The organism is Deltaproteobacteria bacterium, assembly GCA_023382265.1.
Classification (GTDB): domain Bacteria; phylum JAMCPX01; class JAMCPX01; order JAMCPX01; family JAMCPX01; genus JAMCPX01.
Genome location: JAMCPX010000034.1, coordinates 24,134 through 47,786, shown reverse-complemented (window position 1 = coordinate 47,786; position 23,653 = coordinate 24,134). Strand labels below are relative to the sequence as shown.

Below are 23,653 nucleotides of genomic sequence, written 5' to 3'. Positions count from 1 at the left end.
ATATGGAGGACTCTTATGAACAGATCCAGGGAAAATAAATGGGCAGCGCAAGTCGGGTTTACTCTTGTAGAGATGATGGTTGCAATTGTTATTGCATCCATCATGGCAATAGCACTCATAGGCACATTCATTATACAGAGCAGGGCTTATCAATCAACAAGAGAGATTCAGCAGATGCAGCAGAACGCGCGTACAACACTTGATACGCTTAGCCAGTTATTAGCACAGGCAGGTTTAGGCATTACATCAGCTACACCCGTTTTACCCAATACGACGGCGGGGCAGGCTGCATTTGATTTTAATGACTCGTGTCAGGCATGTGGTCCTAACGGCAGTGCAGAGCTTATATTTGCAGAAAGGGATCCATCTCAATTAGGTTGGGTAAAGAATATTAATCTAAACACAAAATCATTAACGTTTACGTATGTTTCCGTACCCAATGTGCCGCCATTTACACTTTCAAAGGGATCTGCCGTGTTTTTACTTGATCAACAAAACACATATCATGCTATTCTTACGGTTCAGGGCACTCCGGTAACTTCAACTACAGGGTCTCAAGTAACAGTAAATATGAACTTTAGTTCGACACCCTCATTTTATAATGAAATAACTGCAACCACTACTAATCAGGCAAGTCTCTCAACAGGCACTATAATGCCTGTAAATATATATAAGGTATATATCGACAATACCGATCCTTCCAATCCGGCACTGATGATGCAGATTAACGGCTTTACTACGATTCCGCTTGCACAGGGTATTTCTAATTTGCAGGTCTCGTTTCAGTACAGCAATCCACTAATTACCCCGCCATATCCCTGGCCTGATCCAACACAATATGTAACCGACCCGACAACCATAAACCCTGCAAATATAATAGCAATATTATTGGGACTAACGGCACAGACCAATCAATTTATGGGTGTCTCTGCTACGGCAACAACAGTAACCAGAGAATATACACTTACGGTTAATCTTCCCAACCTTATACCGTGGAAAAATATTTTATACAACTCACAAGCATTTAAAGGAGGCATGTAATGAATCAAAAAGGATATATAATGGTATTAACATTACTGATGCTTGTTGCGCTTACAGTTGCGGGATTGGGTGCAATGTTGATCGCCTCTTCTGATGTAAGGCAAGCAGGCATTCAAATGTTCAATCAGACAACGATACAGGCTGGTATTACAGGTACAAATGTTCTTAGTGGAGTGCTTAATAGTTATTCTGTGCAGCCTTTTCAGTATTCAGCAAACCAGGTAAGGCAGGAGCTTGGTAATGGATATGGATGGTATAAAGGAGATTATACAAACTCATATACGAATCCAGATCTCAATCAAATCAGCAGTACAACCGTGGGAAGCGTGTCAGGCAAAGCCCTGATTGCAGGTCAGGATATAACAAACGAGTTTGCAGGGGGGAGCAAGAACAGCGTAAACAGCGCACTTGTAATAGGCTTTGGACCAACCGGTGAGGAGATGGGGGTTGAGAGGGGCTTTTACTATGGGAAATAGAATGGATGTTTCCACATGGTTTGTAAAATGGATTCCCTCTTAATACTGGTGGAATGACAAAAAAGGAGACTTTTTTATGAGAACAACATTTAAGATAAAATCATTTTTAATCGGTTTGGCAGTGCTGTTTATAGGTATTGTATTCATCCCGTCAGGTATTGCAGATGATACTGTCCTGTTTCTGCAACCCGTAACAAGTCCCCCGCCGCCTGCTGTTGCAATATTGCTGGATACATCAGGTTCTATGTCATCCCTGCCATGTGCAGTACCCGATATGGAAGATTCCTGCGGGCTCACAGATGACGGTAGTTCTTACTTTATAACTCAATGGGGCTACCATCCTAATACAGACTATGGCTATGATTCAAACAACACAACATGCTTTGACAGTAACGTAAGCCCGGGTCAGGCAGGATGCTTCTATGGCGGAACTGATCCTAATCAAGCGCACGTATATATAAACGGCTATTTTGCATATAATACAGTAGACAACGTATGTAACCAAATACCACAGGCAAACTCGGGAGAGCCGTATGGTTCTCGCTGGTATGATTGCGGAACGATCAATTATTTTTGCAATAATGAATCTGTATTGGGAATCCCGGCAGGACAATGCATAAACAATCTTACCCAATATGGCTATCAATATGCAGGAGCTGATTATGAAGGTAATGATGAAGCATATTTTTCCGGCAATCTGCTTGAATTCTATCCCCCAAAGTTTGTTATAACAAGAAAGGTTATGAGCGACCTTATAACATATAATTCTAATTTATATACAAACGGTAAGGGCGTAAGGATTGGTGTTTTCTCGTTTAATTCGAGCAGCTATGGCGCTGAAGCAGATATAAAGATCTATCCGCCATGTTCACAGCTTGGAAGTAACCCAACACCAGGCAACTATTTGAATACCCTGTATAGCCTAAAGTGGGATCATAGCACACCGCTTGCAGGCGCACTTGTTCAGGTAGGCGGGTATTTTGCCAATAATAACTCAAATGCAACGTTTTATAACAACCTTGGTTGCAATGGCAGTAGCTATTGCTCTGGGCTTTCCGGCGCAAGTCTCGGAGCTGCGTGTTCTGCAAATGACTCATGGTGCGGATGCTACAATACCAATTATTCTTGTGAGAAGAACTTTGTTATTGTTATGACGGATGGTAATGAGAATGCAGGCCCATCAGGTTTACCCAATTGGCCCATAGGGAGTTACGACCTGTCTACTGTTAATGAATCAGCATGTTCAAATGCACCAGGTGACTCATGCAACATAGATGAGGTTGCTGGATTTTTGAATGCAAAAAGTATAAGACCTGCTACTGAATTACCACCTCAATGCACAACAAACATAGACACATACACAATTGGTTTCGCTGGCACAGCAGCAAATGGCATAGCACTTAATACGTATGCCTTACAACTAGCAGCGAATAATGGTGGAGGCATGTTTGCGCCAGCAAGTAGCTGGCAAACGCTTGAAGCAGCTCTGTACAAGTTCTTTGCAGATATTAATCAAAAGAATCATTCTTACGGAGCGCCAAGCGTGCCCACTATAAGAACATCGAATCAGACAAATGTGTATTTGGCATCGTTTATACCAAGTGTCAATAACTTCTGGCAGGGTGATTTAAGGGCTTATACGGGCGCGGTTATATCGGGGCCTACGGGTCCTGTTTTTACCCTGTTTGATGCAACAGGTGCCCCTTTTACAGGTGAATCAGGAACAGGGCAATGTAGCTTAGGAACTGTACCTCCTCCTTTATGGGATGCAGCAGCCTGTCTGATAACCCCGAGTTCATGCGGTGCATCGCCATCATGCAATACGCCAGGTTCATGCAGAACCGTTTATACAATTACCAGACTAACAAACCCCGGATTTACCGCTGTCCCTGATAATGGTGCTACAATACTTCAAGGACCTATTCCTCCTGTTACTCTTGGCTCCGCGAACCTGTTTACAACAACCAATACAAACCTCATTCCATCTGATTTTGGATTAGCAGCTGATGATTTCACCGATATGGACAGCATTATCGATTATGTGCTTGGTCCAAAAGACGCAAAAGGGCATGTTCTCGGGGATATAGACCATTCTGATCCGACTACTGTAGATGTTGATAATACAGATACGCTGGCTTATCTTAATGGAGGACCGCCCCTTTTGCCCCCGCGTCAATACTATCAGGAGTTCCTTAATGCAATCTACAACCAGCCAAGGATCGTTATAGCAGGTGCCGATGACGGGATGATCCATGCATTTGATGCAGGCTCACTTACATCAGCAACCGTCCAGGAAGGGAATTATGAGCCGTTTTCAGCATATTATTCCGCAGGCACAGGCAGAGAACTATGGGCATTTATACCGAATGACCTGTTACCAAAGCTACAGTATATGTGGAACACGGGGCTTTTGCCTACAACTACAACAGGTGCTTACTGGACAGCAGAAGGCACATACATTACTACAAATACATCACATGTGTTTTATGTTGATGGCGCGCCCCTGATAAGGGATGTTTACTTGCCGGGTGATGATAATGGACTTGGATTGTCAGATGATGCGGCTTACTGGCACACCGTAATGATCATCGGAGAAAGGCTTGGAGGCGTATACTATATTGCACTTGATATAACGGACAGACTGCATCCAAAGTTTATGTGGGAGTTTACTGATCAGGATATGGGATTCACATATTCTCAGGTATTCGGGCATTCAGCGCCAATGGGTCCTGTGTGGCTTGGATACAATTTTGACAACCCAAGCCAGATTACCACAACAACACGATGGGTCGCATGGCTGAGTGCAGGTGATGACCTTAGCGAGTCTACCCCGATATATAACTGGCGGGGCAGAGGCTTCTACATAATTGATCTCAAAACGGGTCAAAAGATCTGGGAAGACCATAGTATGGCATATCCGACACCTGCAACGCCTGGAGGTGTTCAGAGCACATTGAACGGGTTCGATGAGATATTTTTACCCGACCTTGGCGGGGATGTGTGGAGGTATAACCTTGGATCAAATGGAACACCTGGTGCGTATTCGTCAACTGGCGAGGTTCGAACATGCCTTGTACCGTCAATTAATACAAATTGCTGGTCAACTCAACTGATCTTTCAAGCCCCTCAATACCCATCACCTTCATTCCCACAGAAGTTCTTTTACATACCAAGTATAACATTTATGCCATTCCCGCCATACGATGTAAGATTGGGCGTTGGTGCAGGTGATAGAATGAATCCATTATTGTGCAGCCCGCCTGATAATAATAGATTCTACTCATTCATATCGCCTCAGCTTTATGCGACACAAACAACTTATGGCGGGTCAATACCCCTGACAGAGGCAAATCTTACGCAAATATTACCCGGTTCTAATGCATCACTTCAAAGTAATGGATGGTATATAACTGTATCATCTTTTACAGGTACCGGATCCGGATCAAAGAACCTTGCACCTGCTCTATTCTTTGATAATATGATATTTTTCACATTGTTTACACCTAAACAGTCTGCATGTGTTCCAGCAAGCACAACCCAATTCTCATGCCGGTCAGCAGGCGGCAGCGGTGTGTTGGTAGGGCTTTCATACACAGGTTCGATAGGCGCGGGCCAGTATACATATCAATCACTCGGCTCCGGTGTCCCGGCAGCACCTACGACATTTATGCAGCTTATACCAGGCGGCTATGTTCAATCAATGATTGTAGGGGGCTCAGAATTTTCAGTAACATCTATAGGTGGCAGTCCTACGACCAACTACAAACTAAAAACATTGTATCTTCTTGAGCTGCCGGAGTATCTATATGACATATTGCAGCAGCAGCCATGGTGAAGCCATAGGAATCATTTGAGACAGTAGGGTTTTAAATCTGCCCCCTGTCTCAAACCCGTGATCCACCTGCAGAAGCGACCCGACGAGCCGACGTAAATATGTATATCCTCTGTTCGCAGAGGGAAACCTGTGTGTTCGCTCCCCGATTTTTTTAAATGTATTTTTTGGTTCATAAAGTGTAGAATTAGTAAATGAATTCAAGCTATATATTTTATCCTTGCAATTTTTTTAAAATAATAGGATTATAATAATATAAAAACATTAATTTAAAAGGAGGATAAAAATGGCATATAAGATAAGTGCAAAAGATGCTTTGAAACCAAAAGGTTTAAAAGGTATTTCGGATCAGCAAATCGAGTATCATTTTGAAACTCATTATAAAGGATATGTAAATAAATATAACGAGGTATCAGAAAAACTTGATACTGTAGACAGGACAAAGGCAAATCAAAACTTTAGTGATTATCGTGCCTTAAAGGTAGAAGAGAGCTTTAACTATATGGGTGCTGTTCTGCATGAACTTTATTTTGAGAACCTGAAAGATGGTAAAGGTGGAGAACCTGGTGCAGAACTAAAAACAAAGATCAGCGAAAATTTTGGAAGTTTTGATAAATTTAAAGAAGATTTTAAGGCATGCGGGATTGCACTCAGGGGATGGGCAGTGCTCGTTTATGACATTACATCAGGCAGACTTATGGTCAATGGGCTTGATGCGCACAACATTTATGGATTTTTGAACACAATTCCCATATTGGTAATGGACGTGTATGAGCATGCTTATTATACTGATCAGGGACCAAAAAGGCCCCCATACATAGACAGCTTCTTTAATAATGTAAACTGGTCTATTTCAGAGGCAAGATTAAAAAATGCACAAAAACTTAAAAAATAAATCATACGGAGAGTGAGAAGAAGAATGGAAACGGAAAATGTTCATGAACTTGAAGCAAAAATAAATATCTTGATAGAAAAATACCTTGCATTGAAAGATGAAAAGAACTCGCTCATAAAAAAGATTGAAGATATGCAAAGAGAAATAGATGAGCTGGCCCAATTCAAGAAAGATGCGGTAGAAAGGATAGATAAAATAATAAACAGTATTAACGAGGTAAATCTGTGAGAGGTAGCGGTTATTGAAGAAGCCTTACACTATTAACATACTCGGTATTGAGTTGACCGTAATGAGTGAGGATGAACCGGAGTATGTTGAAAAGGTTGCGAAATATGTTGAGGAAAAAATAAAAAGTAACATGAGCAGCGCAGCTGTTTCGGATACATCAATTCTCTCAGTGCTTACCGCACTGAACATTGCCGATGAATTTTTTAAAAATGAAAAAGAATATAAAGAGAGAATAATGTATCTTGAAACAAAAATAGAAGAGCTTATAAAGATGATAGAGACAAAGGTTTCAATATGAATTTATCCCTGCTCTTGCGCGTGAATGAGCTGATTTTAAGACCCGTAACTATTAAAGAATGGAGGCTGTCCCTCACTGTGGACGGCAAGCCCTTTTACGGGGAAGCACGAAGCAGTAAAATGGCTTCCACCTGGTATTCGAGGTCTTTTAAATAGGTTCACACGGCATGTTTGCGGGGATTTTTTTAGTGTAAGATTTTTCATTTACCTTTCACTTAATAAGGTATGATCGAGAAAACGGTTGTGAGAAGCCGCATGCTTGAATGCAGGAAAATGATTCCTGATGATCACTACAGGCAGTTAAGTATAAGGCTTCAAACACATTTTATAAAATCATCTGTTTATAAAAATGCACATTCAATAATGCTTTACATACCTATAGATAATGAGCCCGATACATCTATTATCATAGAAAATGCATTTAAAGACAAGAAAACCATTTTATTACCAGTTATAAAAAATAAGGATATACGGGCTGTTGTCTATACAATAAACACGGCTCTCAAAAAAGGCATATACAAAACGAAAGAGCCTGTGTGTAATGATCCGTATCCGGAATCGGGTATAGATGTAGTTATTGTGCCGGGCATAACATTTGACATTAACTGTAATAGAATAGGTTATGGTAAAGGGTATTACGATAGATTTTTATCAACCTTAAATAAACATACCATTAAGGTTGGCTTAACTTTTAATAGGTGTATTATCGATGAGATAACATGCGAGGAGTTTGATATCCCTGTTGATATGATCTTTACGGAGATAGGAATTAAACATAGGAAAAAGGAGTAAACTTTATGTTAATAACATGTATCGGTCTGGGTCTGGGTAGTCTTGTAATAGGCTATCTGCTGTCCAGTTTCTTGAATAAAAAAATAGCCAGAACAAAGATCAACCAGCTTGAACAAAGGGCAAAAACAATACTTGAGGAGGCAAAGATACAGGCGGATCATATTAAAAAAGAATCCGCGCTGCATGCAAAAAATAATCTCCTTGAATTAAGGGCTGGATTTGAAAAAGAGACAAAAGAACGCAGAGAAGAATTAGTAATGCTTGAAAAAAGGATCCTCCAGAAGGAGGAGTATCTTGAGAAGAAAGAAGATATACTTAATAAAAGAGACTTTGAAGTGGGGAAAAAAGAAAGAAATATCGGGAACACGGAACAATCCCTTCAGAAGAGGGAAGAAGAGTATAAGAGAAAAATAGAAGATATCAACAGGGAACTCCAGCGGATTTCAGAGCTTTCATTCGAAGACGCAAAACAATTGTTGATAGAAAGCACTAAAGAAAAAGCAAAACACGATATCGCAAAAATGCTTAAACAACTTGAGGATGCGGCAAAACAAACTGCAGAGGATAAAGCAAGGGAGATCATTGCAGTAGCGATACAACGATACTCCGGTGAATATGCACAGGACATTATGGTAACAAAGCTGAGTATACCAAGCGATGAGATTAAGGGCAGGATCATAGGAAGGGAGGGAAGGAATATAAGAGCAATAGAAGCAGCAACGGGTGTTGATATTGTAATTGACGATACCCCTCAATCTATAACCATATCCGGGCATGATCCGGTAAAAAGAGAGATAGCAAGGCTTTCACTCGAAAAGCTTATATCGGACGGCCGCATTCACCCCGGCAGAATAGAGGAAATAGCAAACAAAACATCTCAGACAGTGGAAAAGAGTATGAAGGATGCAGGTGATCGTGCTGTGTTTGATCTCGGGTTACACGGTATCCATACCGAACTGATCAAGCTGGTAGGAAGGCTAAAGTATAGAACAAGTTATGCACAGAATGTTTATCAGCATTCAATAGAGGTTGCGTTTATAGTGGGTATAATGGCAGCAGAACTCGGGTTAAACATAAAACAGGCAAAAAGAGCAGGGCTTTTGCATGATATAGGTAAAGCAGTTGATCATGAGGTCGAAGGCTCGCACGCTGTTATAGGCGGAAATCTTGCCAGGAAATATGGTGAGGCTCCAAGGGTTGTTGAAGCAATCGAGCAGCATCATAATGATAACCCTGTAAGCATACTTGGTATTCTGGTGCAGGCTGCTGATGCACTATCTGCGGCAAGGCCGGGGGCCAGGAGAGAGATGTATGAGGCTTACGTTAAAAGGCTTGATGATCTTGAAAGACTGTCTAAATCTTTTGATGGCATAGAAAAAGCTTATGCAATCCAGGCAGGAAGAGAAATCAGGGTTATTGTAGCTGCTGACAAGGTTTCAGATGATGATATAACAATAATGAGTAAACAGATCGCGGACAGGATAGAGAAAGAAATGAGCTACCCGGGGACAATAAAGGTAACTGTTATTAGAGAAACAAGGTCATCTGTATTTGCAAAATAATACAAACGCAATAAATATTTTTGCATTGTCATTGAAAGCATGGGCACACAGCTAAGCTGGGTCGAGCAATCTACCGGTATCGAGGGATTGCTTCGTTATGGAACAAAGTGCCGTTTCTCGCAATGACACTTTTTTTCTTAATGTGTTTTTATTGGTTAGGGTCTCAGAAGTGGTAAAAATAGAATAAAGAACGGAGATAAAAAATGAACATCCTGTTTATAGGAGATATCGTTGCTAAACAAGGAAGAAATATTATAGCAGCCTTGTTAAAGGATTTAAAAGATCAATACAGCATCGATTACGTGATAGCCAATGGTGAGAATGCGGCAGGCGGATTTGGAATTACACCTGCACTTGTTCAAGAGCTTCATGATATGGGTATAGACATTATAACAACAGGCAATCATATCTGGGAACATAAAGAGATCATCCCTTATCTATCAACCGATGATACCATTATAAGACCCATGAACATCTCTCTATCAGCGCCTGGCAGGGGGTGGACGATAATGACAAAACAAGACCGTCAGTCCATTGCTGTTGTAAACCTTATCGGCAGGGTATTCATGCCGCCTGCAGAATGTCCATTTCACACATCGGATACGGTAATACGGGAGATAAAATCACAATACCCTGATTTGAAACATATTGTGGTAGACTTTCATGCAGAGGCAACATCCGAAAAACAAGCGCTTGCATGGTATCTTGATGGAAAGGTCACCACGGTCATAGGTACTCATACGCACGTACAAACCTCTGATGAAACCATCTTACCTTCAGGAACATCCTGTATTACAGATGCCGGTATGACTGGTGTTGTAGACGGGGTCATAGGTATGGATAGGGAACAGGTTATATCTCGGTTTTTAACTTCCATACAAAGGCACTTTGAGCCTGCAAAAGGACATGGAGAACTTCAAGGGGTTGTTGTTACATCTGATGATACCGGTGCGTCTAAGAATATTGTGAGAGTAAAAAAAAGATATGGGAATATTTAAAGCAATAAAAAAACCTGCGATATGGCGGTTGTTAGCTAGAAAATTAATACCCCTGTATATCTTTTTGGTAATAGCGGTTATAGGTATTAAGCATGAGCTCCCAGTATATTTGCAACATAAATACCCGCCTGTAAAAAAGGAAAAGAGATTTCTGGGACTTATAGAAACAGAACAACATTCTAAAAAATGGCTCGTAGAATATGATGAATGGTCTTTTTATCTTTATCTGCTGACTATTGGCGCAGCGGTACCGTGGGCTTTACTCTTATTAAAGTCAACATTAAGTGAGGCTGAGGGGTTGGTAAAGGAGTCTTTTGAAAAGGCAGAACGCGCGGAAAAGCAGCGGGATTTATCATCTGCAATATATAACTTAAAAACAGCATTATCTCTTGTTACGGATCCTCAGATCATTTCAGACATAGAAAATAAAATAGATAAACTGAAAAGTATCTTAGGTTCTGTAAGAAATCCGACAATGACTATTGTGAGCGAAATCCCTGAAAATGCCGGTGAAAGAACAGTCGTAAAACAGCCATCCATAGAAGCAGGCATCATCCTGAACAGATATAAAAAGATCAGCGAACTTGGCCGCGGAGGCATGGGTGTTGTATGGCTTGCTGAAGATAAAGTCCTTGAAAGGCAGGTTGCCGTAAAAGAACTGCCGATACAATTTTCTAATGATAGGGAATTCAAGAACAGATTTTTGAGAGAAGCAAAACTGCTTGCAAAACTTACACATCCAAACATAGTGCAGATTTATGATATAATAGAAGATACAAAAGGCCTGTATTATACAATGGAATTAGTGGATGGAGATTCACTCGATATGGCATCAAAAAACTCTAAGCTACAGTTAAAATCAATACTAGATTACGCGGAACAGATACTGATGGGCATAGAGTATGCACATGGTATGAAAATCATACACAGGGACCTAAAACCGATGAACATCCTTTTAAGACGGGATGGCATTCTCAAGATTGCGGATTTTGGACTTGCAAAGATACTAGGTTCTGCCTCTTTTACAATGGCAGGAACAATCATGGGTTCACCAAGGTATATGTCGCCGGAACAGGCGATGGGTGAAGACGTTGATGAACGCAGTGATATATATTCGTTCTCAATGATTATCTATGAACTTGTAACTGGAAAACCCGCATTTACAGGCAGTACTTCTGAGGTAATGGCAAAACAGATAAGGATGTTCCCTCCGGTCCCATCGACGGTTACAAAAATCCCTGAATGGCTTGATGGTTTTATAATGAAAGGTATTGAGAAAGATAAGGTTAAACGGTATCAAACTGCAGCAGCGATGCTTGAAGTCTTGAACACGCATAAGAGTGAGACATGAAGTTTGGTGAACTTGCAAAAAGAGTTTTAACAGCAGCAATCGGCGTACCGGTTCTCATATATGCGTTTTTGTACGGCGGTTATTTTTTACTCACCCTTGTAGTGTTTGTAATGTTTGTGGGATTATGGGAATTTTTCAGCATTATGGAGTTAAAGAAATACAAGCCCGTTAAGATTGCAGGCTATGTCTCAGGGCTGTTTATTGTTTTTTCTTTTTACTTCTTTAAGAATCCATCATACTATTTTATAGTGATTTTCTGTGCACTCCTTCTTATCTCATTTATGGGTTTGTTCGAAAAGGATAATCAGGCTGCAATATCTGGAATAAGCGGAACGATCTTTGCAGTTCTATATATACCCGGTTTATTAAGCTTCTCTTTACTCATAAGGAACCTCGGTTTGTTTCTTTTGGATAGATATAAAAATATCGGCGGTACATTTTTAAGTTCCATACATATAAGTGAAAAGACAGGCGTGTACGGGTTATTCTTTGTCGTGGCTGTTGTATTTATGAATGATACGGGTGCTTATTTCGTAGGAAAAAATTATGGGAAAAACAGGGTTGCCCCAAATATAAGTCCTAAAAAATCATGGGAAGGGGTTATCGGCGGTATTGTTTCAAGCCTTTTTACCGGTGCCGTTATATGGTACATAGTTCCCGATTTCTTACCGCTTAAACATGCACTTATACTATCGGTATTGCTAAGCATAGCCGCCCTTATCGGGGATCTTATTGAATCAAAGATTAAAAGAGATGCCGGTATCAAAGATTCGGGCACAATCTTTCCGGGTCATGGCGGTGTAATGGATAGAATAGATGCTTTATTATTTGGCTTACCTGTTTCTTATGTTTACTTTATGCTTTATTACAGAAGTCTTTTTATAAGATGACATCTAATTGTTTTGCTTTTATTTTTATGTAATTGCCCGGTACCGTTTCATTTGTTCGTGATAGAGGTAGATTTTTCTCAATTGCATTTTTCGGGTTAATAATTTTTTATAAAAACGCATTCTTTGCTATCAGGATAAGAATTACAGCGAATATGGTTCCTTTGATAAGCTCTGTTACTCCGACGACCTTTAGGCTGCGTTTGTTAATATACCTGAAAGTGTCAACAAGATTTTCAATGAGTGGTAAGAACGCTATACCTACTAGCCATGGCATCACATGCTCATGAATGGCTGCATAAATAAATATTACAATTATTATGAGATAGATCATGTTAGCCAGCCTGTACGTCTTATTTTTGAATATAAGCATCTTAACCCTGAATATGCTCGCAGAAAAGTAAAGAAACACCATTAGCCATATAACAAGGATCGTCATGTTTATTCTGTTGACAGGCAGAAGTTGGAAAAAGGCAGCAGGTAGTGTAAGTGCTGCCATTGCGAAAAACTCGACAATTGATGAGCGTTCTTTATGCAGGTAGGCTGATAATGCATATACGATAATAGCAGCCAATGGGATTATGAGTAAAACCATAATTATGCTCATATCTATCAGCAGAAGTGCAGGCAGGATAAGTAATAGTCCTATTGCAAGATAAACAACCGTAAAGATGAGTGAATTTTTATCATGCCTTCTTATGAAGATACCAATCGATGCCTTTGACATAAAGATTATGGCAATGCCCATAAACGCTAAATAAGATTGCCGCATTATATGTCCAGATATTGCAAGTCCTATTATACAGGATGTTAGGAGTATGCCCCATGAGCCATACTCTTTTGGAAAGGGTATGTTTTCTATTTTCATAGAATGAATATAATACTATATATAAATTTTTGCATGATACAGAAGTTCATTTACCTGCTCTTTTTGAGCAGCTGTGCTTTATGGCGCGCCGTAAATCTGGAATGTAATCACACGGTTTGGGGTAAGGAGCAATACATAATAATACCCATCCGTCCCTTTTATTGCGTAAATACTGTTTGGTATAAGATAATCATCACTAATAAAGCTGTAATCCGGATCGAGGCTCAGGATATTGTAATCCATACTGCCGATGAGTAACATGTTTGAAGGGTTCCGTAAATCCAACACATAAAATCCACCTTCTGCAGGTGAATTTACAACATTGGAATAACCTGCAAAGCCAATATTATCAACAACCGTAAATGAAGTGAGAATTGTATTTGACGAGGGCGTAAATGTAGAGATGATCTGTGGTGCATTGAGGTTACTGTAATTGATGGATGTAACGGATGCACCCATGGCAATAAAGATCCGTCCACTGTCCTCACAGAAAAGTGAAGGTGCACTTCCGGTGCTCCCAAAGTTGAATTGTGAAATCACCATATTGGCTGTAAGCGGATATGCATTTAGAACAGTTTCGTTTGTGCCGTAGAGGTTACCTGCAATAAAAACCGTATTGTTTAATAAACACATATCCTGTCCTGTATCACCTTTTGTATTAGGGATTCCATAAATATTATAATAAGTAGTAGTCGGTGTAATAAATGCCGCTGGCATGGTGACATAATACCCGCCGCATTCAGAATTATCTCCAACAATGAAATGCTGCGGGTCTGTTAAATATATCTTGTCGTAGAATGGTGATGCGCACTGATTAGAACTCACATTAACAGCATCATCCCAGCTTCCGGGAAGCCAGTATGGTGATGCAGGATTTGACATGTCCGCTAGATCAACAACCGAGCCTGCTGCAATTGTAGACACGGTGTAAGATGTCCCTGTAAATGAGGTAGAGGTTATGGCAACGCCGTAAGGATTTGTATTCGTAGTTATACGGCTTAAAAAGTCCGGTTGTGTAAAACCTTGATTATAGCCGACAATATCAATGCCGCCACCCGAGAATGAAAAACCCTGTTGAAAACTATTGGTAATAAATGCGATATAACTAAAGCCCAGCCCTGCGAGTCCCGGGTACATGCTGCCGGTATCGGTTGCAATCACACTATTTCCATGCCCATAAGTTTGATAGAACGACGTATGACTTGGCAAAGAAGAGTTTGTTGTTGTGAATGTATCAAATCCGTAGAGTTGAGGTACAAATGCATATAAACTACCGCTGATCATGCCGCCGTACACATTACTTGCCTGGATGGGACTAAAACTACTGAAGGTAAGCTGAATCGGCGAACCGCAGGAGATTGATGGAATTAATCCAAAGCTGACAGGACACAGGTACAAACCCGATGTTGCGGCAAGGTACACTGTTGTTCCTGTAACCCATATGCCGGTTGCTGAAGCAGGGTAAGATGCTATTGCAACAGGGTGTGATGGAGCTTTTATATCGACAAGTACAGCTCCATTGCTTGAATCTGCTACATACGCGTAATTTGTATCGGTCATCCATACACCAACTGCGTTATTAATGCTCAAGTACGGATTAGAGGAGTTAGATGCTACACCAAGCAGTGTTGTATCTGTTGGATTTGTTACATTGTAGATGGCAAATCCGCCTGTATCTGCCGCAACATAAGCATAGTATGTTGGGCTCGTGCCTGTGGTTGATGTTATAAATATGTCATTGATGGGTGCGGGATAACCGGTTCCGGAAATATAGGGGGCGGTTACCTGTGTTATGAATGCCGCCTGTGTAAAATTGGCAAGGCTGAAGATATCAATTGTACCCGCCTGGGCATCTGCGACAAAAAGATAATTTGTTCCGCTTATGGTTGTTGCGAGTGCCCTTGATAAAATCTTGTAAGTAATATTTGCTGGAGGCAATACTGCTTTTATCCATTGAAGTGAAGACGGATTTGAAACATCAAATATGTACACCGTCTGCTGGAATGCACAATAAAGATAATTCCCAAGTAATGAGCATGCCTCAGCAGGCATAGAATGAGGATCATACCACCTGCTTACCATTACAGGTGATTGTGGATTTGACATGTCAAATACCTTTATACCTGCTTGTCCATCTGACAGGAATGCATAAGGGGTGCCGCCGATATCTCCAAAATTAATATAATTACCCTGACTGTTTAATTGATACATAGAAGTAGGATTAATACTAACCTCAGCAGTTGCAGTCAGGTATGCGGTTGCGGTGAACCCAGCAGAGTCAATAACCTTTGCAATAATAGGATATGTGCCGACAGTGAAATAGGTAAACTCCCCAAGCTGGTGGAAATGACCCGGTAAAAGAGAGGTGGTCTGTGTAACCGAGAATCCCTGCCCATTACCAAAATCCCATTCGCATTCCGTGATCGTAGCGCCCGATGAAGGATACGCATCAGCCTGAATAATTATTGAAAATGGTATTTGCTGGTTCAATAATGTTGATGGCATAAGGGCAAGGGTTGGCGGTGTCCATTGATTCACCGTGATCGAGGCATTGGCGTCTTTATAAACACCCTTATTGTTCGTTACCCTTACTGTTATAATATTATATGTACCGTTAGGGGTTGGCTGTGTATAAGTATAAACTGCTGTTGGTGATGTTGTGGTCGCTATAAACTGTGGATTGCCGTATTGATCATCTATAAAACTCCATTTGTATGATACGATGGATGCTTTAGAGTGGGCAGTTACAGTGAATGTGAACGTTGCAGGCGTATATCCGGTGTCGGTAACCCGGCCTCCGCTTGTTGTAGTGAATGAATCAATGTAAACAGGCGGAGGAGGAGTGGAGGATGAAGATCGTTTACTGCATGAAGTACAACCAGAAAGGTTAAATAATGAATAACCTATAAATAGGATTATAGTGAGCCAGCGAACCTTATGATATATATTTAATGAAACTCCCATACTACCTCCCACCTGGATCTATACTATAATTAATTAACAAAAAAATGCAATAGGGTAGTTTGTCTGAACACTTTGATCCATTTAAGATATTTGAGATTTCGGCAAGTTAGACATATACCTTGACAAGACGCAATAACTTCTATTTATATAGACATTATTTGACGCGGGGTGGAGCAGTCTGGTAGCTCGTCGGGCCCATAACCCGAAGGTCGAAGGTTCAAATCCTTCCCCCGCTATCTTGTTTTTCAATAGGTTAGGGGTTCTTTTCGTCATTGAATTTCACCACTGTGATCCCCTATTGTGATCACCCTGCCTTGAATTTGATCCAAAACAGCTACAGAATTTTTCAGATTGTCAGGTGCAAGGTGCGCATACCGCTGTGTCATCTTAAAATCTTTATGACCTAAAAGTTTTTGCACATTGTAAAGATTAACATCCGCTTGCACCAACCAGCTTGCGAAGGTGTGCCGGAGATCGTGAAACCTGAAATCCCGTATCCCTGTTTTTTTACATGCGTCCCTGAACCATTTACCGATCTTTGAGTTGTCAAACTTTGTGCCTGTCGAAGTAGGGAACACATAGGGGCTTTTGATATGCCTTACTTTGTTGAGCTGTACCAGCAGATTCTTGACTGTTCCGTTCATGGGCAGACCAAGACGCTCTCCGTTTTTCGTGTGTTCGAGTGTAATCATACCTCTGGTAAGGTCTATGTCCTGCCATGTGAGACCCAAGATATTGCCAAGGCGCATTCCTGTGTGTACAGCGATCACGATGATCGGCTTTAGCCTGTCGTTAGCTGTCTGATACAATCTTTCAAATTCTTCCCTTGTTAGGTAACGCACACGGGGCTGTGGTAACTTTTCCATTGCTACACGATAGAAGGGATTGACCGAAATCCAGTCCCATTCACGGATTGCAATGTTAAAGGCATGTTTGCAGAAGCCCAATTCATGGTTTATGGTTTTGGGTGCAGCACCTTCGTTCCTACGTTTCGTTTTGTACCGTGCTATTTGATCGGGTGTGATCTGAATAAGCGGCATATTTCCGAACACGGGGAGCAGGTGTTTTAAAGAGATTGAATCTCTTACCTGACTTTTGGGTGCTTTTGTAATTGCATACTCTGTCATGTACCGATCCGCCATATCCTTGAATCTCTTTTTTTTACCTTCGTTTTTTAATCCATGTTTGTCGAAATCTACTATAAGCTCGGCTTCTTTTTTCTTTGCTATGCCTTTATCCCTTTCCTTAGTCGAAAGGCGTATAAGCTTACCGTTGCGTTTGAATTGCGTCCACCATATTTCTCCTCTTAAATACAATGTCTTTCACCCCCTTTGTTTGTATTTAAGGCGGTAAAAAATATGGCAACCCTACGCCCTGATAAATATACTTTATCGACATAGGAATTGCAACAATTAAGACCTTCTTTTATATGTTTAGATGTAGTGATACGGTTTATTGTTTTCTGCTTAGAATGCAAAAATATGTGTTTAGGGGCTTTAAAAGCCCTTCCGGTACTTGACTGGTAGTCAGATATGAATAGCGGGAAGATCGTCGTTTCTACGTGCCTATGCGTAACAAAATAGCCTATATAAAGGTATGTGTTTAAGTAGTCCGTGATCGGTTTTTTCATGTTAAAACTTAATCCCTGATAAAAACTGCCGTGTATCCAGCTGGACGATCCGCAAATACACCATTGTTGTAAGTACGCTTGAATGTCCTAAAAGGTCTTTTACTACCGGCAAAGGTACGCCTTGACCTATGCAGTTGACGGCAAAACTATGCCTTAATGTGTGCGGATGGACGGGCTTTGTGATACCAGCTTTGTGTGCAATAGACCTGATAATTTGGAAAGCCCTTTGCCTTGTAATATCAAAAAACCTTTCCGTTATGTTCTGTGTTAAAGCGTAACTGGCAAGCTCGTTTGATAGCTCTGCCGTTATAGGGATCACCCTGTAAATAGGCTTTCCTTTTTTCGATCGCTTTTTTTCGGTCAGAACCTTAATAGATAAATTGTATAGATCAACATCATTGCGTGTTATCTTCAGGCCTTCCGTGATCCGACACCCTGATTGCCAAAGAACATTTATAAGCAAATGATCCCGCTTATTATTCTTGCAGGCTTCCAGCATTGCGTTGACCTCTGGAGCGGACAGGTAGACAGGTATGTCCTTGCTTTCATACCGTGCCATTGAAAGTTTTTGAACAACAGGCAGGTTATTCATGTTTACAATTCCTATACCTTTTGTTAAATTTTACGTCTTTTAGCATGTTCAAATTCATGCTTTTACCTCTTAAAAATGCCTGTTTGCTTTACAAAATACCTACTTTTGTAAAACTCCCGTATCACAAGAAGGGGGCAGGCAATAAATGCCCACCCCATAAATTTAACCCCTTTCATTCAGGGTTTTCCTCTGGTTCAAGATGATCTTCGACTGCTTCCGTTACCAGATCGTCAACCGGTATGCCCTCATCTTCTGAAGTTACCAGCAGTTTGCCGTAAGTACCCTTTGGAATTTTTACCGTTACTTCTACTAAGTCTTTAGACTTTGCCATGACCTTTTCACCTCCTTTCCTTATTTTTTATATTTCTGAAAAATGGATTAACAAATTAACGACTGAAAGGCTTAAAAAATTCCTCTTGTCTGGAGAAGAAACCGGCTCGGATTGAGTCAAGGTCACTATCCCATTGCTTTCTGAACCTTCGTACTCTTCTCCAGTTTGGTTGTCCCTGCATGTTAACAGTCTGTTTTCCATTTTTGGGTACTGCTTTGGAATTACATCGACATCAAGTTTATTGTATTCCTGCTTTGAGGCATCCATACTTTCCTTGCGAATGTCGAGGAATGTGTAAACATTATGATTTTTTTCTCTCTTTATAGATATAATCCCAGAGTTTTGTAATTTTTTGGTGCAATTCACGATAGCCCCAAGTGATAATCCGGTAATTTTTGCAATGGTTCGTACCGATGGATATGAATAACCTTTGTCGTAGTCGTGAAGCCGTAGAATCATGTAAACAGTCAGATCGTAGGGCGTAAGTCTAAGCTCTTTAAGGTTCAGGAGAATGTCGTTAGAAATTTTCGTATATGACATAAATTTTCCTTGTTCTACCGTGAAGAACTAATGTTCTATGGAGTGGAACAACCATATTCACCGAATGTTCTATTTTAGCGTAAAAAGTGTTCCTCGGCGTGATACTGAATAAGACTAAAAAATAACTAAAGAATGTTTTCATTTTTTTATATTTTCTTTTAAAAACCATAACAGTTGGTTAGGGATGCTCATGACATTTTGATCTATTAAAAACCTCATCTTTTGCCTTTTGAAATGAGCCGTTTTTAAACCAAGACACAAGTTCATTTAAATCGAAGCGGATAACCCGCCCGACCTTGACATAGGGCACGAGAGATCGTGAACAATAGCCATATAAAGTTCCGGTCTTTATGCCCAATTCCGATGCTGCTGTTTTTATATCTATAAGCATATTTTTAATTCTCCTTTCACCCATAATCTAAGTCCATTCACTATTTCATCGGAATGTGGTAAACTACCTTTGCAGATGTTCAAATGTTTGTCCATGCTGGTTTGCGGGGAAAATAGGCAAAAAATAGGGTATTTAAAAAAGGCAGTTACTTTGCATGAAAACAAGTAAATTACATTTATTGAGTGAAGCAAAGACGGTTTCATACACGATGTTAGAGACCTCGCTTTCTAAAGAGAATAAAAGGGTTATTGAGAAAATAGCTCCGACCTATCCCAATCCTTTACAACCGGCGATCAACTGGCAGGATTACATCGCTAATATATCAAACGATAAGCGGATCACAAATTATGCAGTCTGGCTTAGTACGTTTGTAGGAAGCCAGCCGTTTCTGCAATTACAAATTCAAAAAAATACTTCCCAAAATTCAAATCATAAAACTACGCAATCAGATTTAGACTATAAACATCTTGCAGATTATGCAGGCTTTTTATTTATATGTTTGTTTAATAAGTGGACAGATAAAAATATGGATTCAAAATTTAAAGATGATATAAAACAGAAAATAGATGCTTTTAAGGCATATTATGAAGTAGAGAAAATAAAAGAGCGGGTAAAGGAAAACCCTTATATAAAAATAGAGAATACTTTGACAATCAAAGAAGGTCTCTCAAAAGCATTACATCTACCAGACGGCACTTTGAAGATAGCTTCATCGGATCACTTATCAATATCTAACCTTGTTGTAGAAAAATTCATAAATAAACAACCGATACCTTTTGAGCAAGAAGGAACAAAGGGAAAAAATTATACTATAGCAACCCCTCATAAGACATTGCAAAACATATTAGAAAATAGATTAATCCCATATGTAGAAATTTATGAATCTCCCTTTACCTTATGCACCTTAACACGATGGGTAAAAAAAATAGACAAAGAAAAAGAACGCATAAAAAACAATCAAAGCTTGCCTTTAAATATAGAATACTTCGCAGGTAGTTTATATACGTATGCCGTCCAATATTGTACAGACAAGATAAATAAATGGTTAGACCTCTTAATAGCAATAGTGACACATTTTAGTAAAATGAGTGGCTATTCCATTACAGAAAATACTATAAGAAAGCAATTTGATAAGTTTAAAAATGAAAGAAAAAAACCTGTTAGAAAAAATTATAATAAAATATTTCTTCAGAGCGTATCTGACAACACTATCAATAAATATTTTATTTTGTTTCATAATGCATTTAGAGAATGGAAGCTCGATCTATTATATAGGCAAGGCACAATAAAAACTAAATACTATGTTAAAATTGAATCCGCACAGGAATTTAAAAAAGAATTAGACTTGATGACTAAATCAGGTTACTATCATCCCTAAAATAGTATCCGTCTACTTATGCCGATGCATTCATATAGCAAAACGATTTCAAACATTCCTTACATAGAAATTAAATCCGAATAACCGGTCTTTAATCGATTTACGTTCCGTAGCTCACACCGAAATACCGATCTTAAATCGATTTGTATCGGATGTTCTCTGATTCACTTGCTATATTCTATGATATTGTTCGATTCATTTACGATGAAGTGTTATGCTTTTGTAGCTTACAGTATACGCTCCATGTTATCCGGCGTCTACCTGCCTACGGAAAAACAATAAGTTACACATTCTGCTATACGAAATATCAAATACTTACAATATCATCAATTGATGAATCAGTAGTCCACCAGTATCTTCCGGTCAGTCCTTTGGTATCTCATCGATACCCGATACGTAAATATCGAATATTCCTTACATGGAATTCTATTCTATAATGCAATTACGATATTCGATAACACCATTATTCGATCCATTATTATTGAGTTATAAGATAAAAGGTCTGCTATGATATTGAGCAATAAAGAAGGCAGGTTTTTACCCTGTCTTCTACATGCTTGCTTTAAATAAATTACTCATCAACTCAATGACCATCGGCTATAAGCCGATGGGTTCATAAGTCTGCCGACTTGAAGTCGGCTGTAAAACAAGAAACAAAAAAATATTAGCTCATAGGCTTAGCCCATTTCGCCGTAAGTAGCTTCGCCTGAAGGCAAGGGGTTTCAACTATCCCCGAACAGGACACTAAAAGCTTGCAAAAAAAGTATTTATACAATAAATTAGGAATAGATTAATATGAACATATTTAAACCGTCTGACATTTATACAAATTTTTCAAAGGATGCAGAAATTGTTTTGCATGATGGTGACACGTTAAAATTTCTTCATACCCTTCCCGATGAATGGTTTCAATTAATTATAACTTCTCCACCTTACAATTTGGGTAAAGAATATGAGAAACGAACTGCCATGGAAAACTATTTTGAAACTCAAGAAGAAGTCATAAATGAATTGATACGTACTCTTAATAATAAAGGAAGCCTTTGTTGGCAGGTTGGAAATTTTGTAAAGGACGTAGAGGTATTTCCATTAGATATTTTTTATTATAATATCTTTAAAAAACATAACCTTAAACTACGGAATAGAATTATTTGGCATTTTGAACATGGATTACATGCTTCAAAAAGATTTTCAGGTAGATACGAAGTGATTCTTTGGTTTACAAAAACAGACGACTATTTATTTAACTTAGATGCTGTCCGTATTCCATCAAAGTACCCGGGTAAAACACATTTTAAAGGTAATAAAATAGGGCTACCCTCAGGGAATCCGTTAGGTAAAAATCCTTCAGATTTATGGAGAATAATTAATGAAGATTGGGACAAGGAAATTTGGGAGATTCCTAATGTTAAAGCAAATCATCCAGAGAAAACAATTCACCCTTGCCAATTCCCTATAGAGCTTGTTGAAAGGTGTATTCTTGCACTTACAAATGAGGCCGATTGGGTACTTGACCCATATTGCGGTGTAGGCTCTTCTTTAATTGCTGGTATTAAAAATTCACGAAGGGTTGTGGGAGTAGATAAAGAGCCACAATATATTAAAATTGCCAGAGAAAGAATAGGACAATTTTTTGATGGTACTTTAAAGATTCGTCCACTTGGCAAACCTGTTTATCAACCAACAGGAAAAGAAAAAGTATCACAAATCCCACTCAGTTGGCTAAATAATCAGAAGTAACATAATGAAAATTGTCGGTATTTACTCATTCAATAATGGCAAAGAAGCTGTTGATAGCCAATATTCACAATTATTTAATGAAATTAAAAGAATTATCATGTCAGTTGATGCAAGTAAGTATAAGACTAAACGAAGTAAAGAAAAAACCATGCGTGGAACAATACTATATAGTCCAAAGAGATTAAATAAAGCTTTCAAAAAAGAGTTTAAAAAATATAATTGGGAAGCCAAAAGAGTACAGTGTGAGTATCCAACAGAATACTATGTTGATGGCTACAACCCATCAAAATTGCACGCTGGTGCTTTTAGAGAAATGGACTTCTTGAAGGAAAGGCTCGGAGTAGAAGTTCAGTTTGGCAAATACGCTTTTATGGTTTACAACGTGGCAGCCAAAATGACTATTTTTCATAATCTCGGATATATTGATGTTGGTATAGAAATAGTTCCCGTCAAAAATTTTGCAAATGAGATGTCGAGCGGTGTTTCTTACTTTGAACAATTTCTGTGGGATCTTCAAAAGCGTGGCATTTCTAACATAGATATACCAGTCTTAATTCTCGGCATTGACAAATAGCTTAGGCAATACTCATCCTATTCAGGATAATTGTATACAACACTGTGATCCCTTTTGTGATCACCCCCTATATAAAAATGGTGTAAACAGATAACAACATGTAACAAGTCATAACAATCTGTTAGTGCTGATAAATAAAGGGGTTGCGTAGGATTTGCCATATAATTTAACACCTTATGTTTTTGCCCTTTTTAGAACCCATAACCCGAAGGTCGAAGGTTCAAATCCTTCCCCCGCTATCTTGTTTTTTTCTAACGATGAAACAGTATTCTAAGTGTTTGGCCGC

Annotated in this window: 21 protein-coding genes, 1 tRNA gene and 1 other RNA gene; 16 read left to right on the top strand and 7 right to left on the bottom strand. The window is 39.4% G+C overall.

All coding sequences use genetic code 11. The features are described from left to right. The first annotated feature begins 15 nt into the window (after positions 1-15). The 12 genes from M1381_06775 to M1381_06720 all read left to right on the top strand — a co-directional run bounded on the left by M1381_06775 (position 16) and on the right by M1381_06720 (position 12,362). Positions 16-1,041, top strand: a complete 1,026-nt coding sequence (locus M1381_06775; protein ID MCL4478785.1) for a prepilin-type N-terminal cleavage/methylation domain-containing protein — start codon at positions 16-18, stop codon at positions 1,039-1,041. After that, a complete protein-coding gene (locus M1381_06770) occupies positions 1,041-1,517 on the top strand; it encodes a hypothetical protein (protein MCL4478784.1) in 477 nt (158 codons plus the stop codon). Before M1381_06775 ends, M1381_06770 begins: the two co-directional genes overlap by 1 nt. Before the next feature lie 76 nt (positions 1,518-1,593). Then, positions 1,594-5,352, top strand: a complete 3,759-nt coding sequence (locus M1381_06765) for a PilC/PilY family type IV pilus protein (protein ID MCL4478783.1) — start codon at positions 1,594-1,596, stop codon at positions 5,350-5,352. A 283-nt stretch (positions 5,353-5,635) separates the two neighbouring features. Next, positions 5,636-6,244 carry a superoxide dismutase gene (locus M1381_06760; GenBank protein MCL4478782.1) on the top strand — a complete coding sequence of 203 codons (609 nt, stop codon included), beginning with the start codon at positions 5,636-5,638 and terminating at the stop codon, positions 6,242-6,244. 24 nt (positions 6,245-6,268) lie between these two features. After that, a complete protein-coding gene (locus M1381_06755; GenBank protein MCL4478781.1) occupies positions 6,269-6,472 on the top strand; it encodes a hypothetical protein in 204 nt (67 codons plus the stop codon). Between the two features lie 13 nt (positions 6,473-6,485). Continuing rightward, positions 6,486-6,770, top strand: a complete 285-nt coding sequence (locus M1381_06750) for a cell division protein ZapA (GenBank protein ID MCL4478780.1) — start codon at positions 6,486-6,488, stop codon at positions 6,768-6,770. Positions 6,771-6,772: 2 nt separating this feature from the next. Beyond that, positions 6,773-6,953, top strand: a non-coding RNA gene (ssrS, locus tag M1381_06745) — 6S RNA. A gap of 41 nt (positions 6,954-6,994) precedes the next feature. Further along, positions 6,995-7,561, top strand: a complete 567-nt coding sequence (locus M1381_06740) for a 5-formyltetrahydrofolate cyclo-ligase (GenBank protein MCL4478779.1) — start codon at positions 6,995-6,997, stop codon at positions 7,559-7,561. A 5-nt stretch (positions 7,562-7,566) separates the two neighbouring features. Next, complete coding sequence (rny, locus tag M1381_06735; GenBank protein ID MCL4478778.1) at positions 7,567-9,123, top strand: ribonuclease Y; 1,557 nt, start codon at positions 7,567-7,569, stop codon at positions 9,121-9,123. A 203-nt stretch (positions 9,124-9,326) separates the two neighbouring features. Next, entirely contained in the window at positions 9,327-10,121 is a 795-nt protein-coding gene (locus tag M1381_06730; protein ID MCL4478777.1) for a TIGR00282 family metallophosphoesterase, read from the top strand. Further along, a complete protein-coding gene (locus tag M1381_06725; GenBank protein ID MCL4478776.1) occupies positions 10,108-11,472 on the top strand; it encodes a serine/threonine protein kinase in 1,365 nt (454 codons plus the stop codon). Before M1381_06730 ends, M1381_06725 begins: the two co-directional genes overlap by 14 nt. Beyond that, positions 11,469-12,362 (top strand): phosphatidate cytidylyltransferase, encoded by an 894-nt coding sequence (locus M1381_06720; protein MCL4478775.1) that lies wholly within the window; start codon positions 11,469-11,471, stop codon positions 12,360-12,362. The genes M1381_06725 and M1381_06720 overlap by 4 nt, the downstream gene beginning before the upstream one ends. Positions 12,363-12,468: 106 nt before the next feature. Here M1381_06720 and M1381_06715 read toward each other — a convergent pair whose 3' ends face one another. Both M1381_06715 and M1381_06710 read right to left on the bottom strand, forming a co-directional pair. Then, positions 12,469-13,227: a YwiC-like family protein gene (locus tag M1381_06715; GenBank protein ID MCL4478774.1), complete on the bottom strand. Its 759-nt coding sequence runs from the start codon at positions 13,225-13,227 to the stop codon at positions 12,469-12,471. A 78-nt stretch (positions 13,228-13,305) separates the two neighbouring features. Beyond that, the gene (locus M1381_06710) at positions 13,306-16,191 is read right to left on the bottom strand and encodes a hypothetical protein (GenBank protein ID MCL4478773.1); all 2,886 of its coding nucleotides are present in this window, start codon (positions 16,189-16,191) and stop codon (positions 13,306-13,308) included. A 162-nt stretch (positions 16,192-16,353) separates the two neighbouring features. Here M1381_06710 and M1381_06705 point away from each other — a divergent pair. Further along, positions 16,354-16,427 (top strand) — tRNA-Met (locus M1381_06705). 33 nt (positions 16,428-16,460) lie between these two features. On the opposite strand, the gene M1381_06700 is transcribed toward M1381_06705, so the two are convergent. The 5 genes from M1381_06700 to M1381_06680 all read right to left on the bottom strand — a co-directional run bounded on the left by M1381_06700 (position 16,461) and on the right by M1381_06680 (position 19,675). Then, positions 16,461-17,507: a site-specific integrase gene (locus M1381_06700; protein ID MCL4478772.1), complete on the bottom strand. Its 1,047-nt coding sequence runs from the start codon at positions 17,505-17,507 to the stop codon at positions 16,461-16,463. 315 nt (positions 17,508-17,822) lie between these two features. Then, a complete protein-coding gene (locus M1381_06695; GenBank protein MCL4478771.1) occupies positions 17,823-18,413 on the bottom strand; it encodes a tyrosine-type recombinase/integrase in 591 nt (196 codons plus the stop codon). A gap of 172 nt (positions 18,414-18,585) precedes the next feature. Then, the gene (locus tag M1381_06690; protein ID MCL4478770.1) at positions 18,586-18,744 is read right to left on the bottom strand and encodes a hypothetical protein; all 159 of its coding nucleotides are present in this window, start codon (positions 18,742-18,744) and stop codon (positions 18,586-18,588) included. Between the two features lie 27 nt (positions 18,745-18,771). Next, positions 18,772-19,284 (bottom strand): helix-turn-helix domain-containing protein, encoded by a 513-nt coding sequence (locus tag M1381_06685; protein MCL4478769.1) that lies wholly within the window; start codon positions 19,282-19,284, stop codon positions 18,772-18,774. A 178-nt stretch (positions 19,285-19,462) separates the two neighbouring features. Next, entirely contained in the window at positions 19,463-19,675 is a 213-nt protein-coding gene (locus tag M1381_06680; protein ID MCL4478768.1) for a helix-turn-helix domain-containing protein, read from the bottom strand. A gap of 154 nt (positions 19,676-19,829) precedes the next feature. Here M1381_06680 and M1381_06675 point away from each other — a divergent pair, with 154 nt between their 5' ends. From M1381_06675 to M1381_06665, 3 genes are all read left to right on the top strand, one after another. Beyond that, a complete protein-coding gene (locus M1381_06675) occupies positions 19,830-21,053 on the top strand; it encodes a hypothetical protein (protein ID MCL4478767.1) in 1,224 nt (407 codons plus the stop codon). A 795-nt stretch (positions 21,054-21,848) separates the two neighbouring features. Beyond that, positions 21,849-22,793 carry a site-specific DNA-methyltransferase gene (locus M1381_06670; GenBank protein ID MCL4478766.1) on the top strand — a complete coding sequence of 315 codons (945 nt, stop codon included), beginning with the start codon at positions 21,849-21,851 and terminating at the stop codon, positions 22,791-22,793. A gap of 4 nt (positions 22,794-22,797) precedes the next feature. After that, a complete protein-coding gene (locus M1381_06665; protein ID MCL4478765.1) occupies positions 22,798-23,367 on the top strand; it encodes a restriction endonuclease in 570 nt (189 codons plus the stop codon). The last annotated feature ends 286 nt before the right edge of the window (positions 23,368-23,653 follow it).

What these genes read in the sequence shown, in the direction of transcription:
- M1381_06770 (MCL4478784.1), top strand. Translation starts at nt 1,041, where the DNA reads ATGAATCAAAAAGGATATATAATGGTATTAACATTACTGATGCTTGTT.
- M1381_06730 (MCL4478777.1), top strand. Translation starts at nt 9,327, where the DNA reads ATGAACATCCTGTTTATAGGAGATATCGTTGCTAAACAAGGAAGAAAT.
- M1381_06740 (MCL4478779.1), top strand. Translation starts at nt 6,995, where the DNA reads ATGATCGAGAAAACGGTTGTGAGAAGCCGCATGCTTGAATGCAGGAAA.
- M1381_06760 (MCL4478782.1), top strand. Translation starts at nt 5,636, where the DNA reads ATGGCATATAAGATAAGTGCAAAAGATGCTTTGAAACCAAAAGGTTTA.
- M1381_06675 (MCL4478767.1), top strand. Translation starts at nt 19,830, where the DNA reads ATGAAAACAAGTAAATTACATTTATTGAGTGAAGCAAAGACGGTTTCA.
- M1381_06685 (MCL4478769.1), bottom strand. Translation starts at nt 19,284, where the DNA reads ATGTCATATACGAAAATTTCTAACGACATTCTCCTGAACCTTAAAGAG.
- M1381_06775 (MCL4478785.1), top strand. Translation starts at nt 16, where the DNA reads ATGAACAGATCCAGGGAAAATAAATGGGCAGCGCAAGTCGGGTTTACT.
- M1381_06680 (MCL4478768.1), bottom strand. Translation starts at nt 19,675, where the DNA reads ATGCTTATAGATATAAAAACAGCAGCATCGGAATTGGGCATAAAGACC.
- M1381_06695 (MCL4478771.1), bottom strand. Translation starts at nt 18,413, where the DNA reads ATGAATAACCTGCCTGTTGTTCAAAAACTTTCAATGGCACGGTATGAA.
- M1381_06665 (MCL4478765.1), top strand. Translation starts at nt 22,798, where the DNA reads ATGAAAATTGTCGGTATTTACTCATTCAATAATGGCAAAGAAGCTGTT.
- M1381_06710 (MCL4478773.1), bottom strand. Translation starts at nt 16,191, where the DNA reads ATGGGAGTTTCATTAAATATATATCATAAGGTTCGCTGGCTCACTATA.
- M1381_06720 (MCL4478775.1), top strand. Translation starts at nt 11,469, where the DNA reads ATGAAGTTTGGTGAACTTGCAAAAAGAGTTTTAACAGCAGCAATCGGC.
- M1381_06715 (MCL4478774.1), bottom strand. Translation starts at nt 13,227, where the DNA reads ATGAAAATAGAAAACATACCCTTTCCAAAAGAGTATGGCTCATGGGGC.
- M1381_06725 (MCL4478776.1), top strand. Translation starts at nt 10,108, where the DNA reads ATGGGAATATTTAAAGCAATAAAAAAACCTGCGATATGGCGGTTGTTA.
- M1381_06690 (MCL4478770.1), bottom strand. Translation starts at nt 18,744, where the DNA reads ATGGCAAAGTCTAAAGACTTAGTAGAAGTAACGGTAAAAATTCCAAAG.
- M1381_06755 (MCL4478781.1), top strand. Translation starts at nt 6,269, where the DNA reads ATGGAAACGGAAAATGTTCATGAACTTGAAGCAAAAATAAATATCTTG.
- rny (MCL4478778.1), top strand. Translation starts at nt 7,567, where the DNA reads ATGTTAATAACATGTATCGGTCTGGGTCTGGGTAGTCTTGTAATAGGC.
- M1381_06765 (MCL4478783.1), top strand. Translation starts at nt 1,594, where the DNA reads ATGAGAACAACATTTAAGATAAAATCATTTTTAATCGGTTTGGCAGTG.
- M1381_06670 (MCL4478766.1), top strand. Translation starts at nt 21,849, where the DNA reads ATGAACATATTTAAACCGTCTGACATTTATACAAATTTTTCAAAGGAT.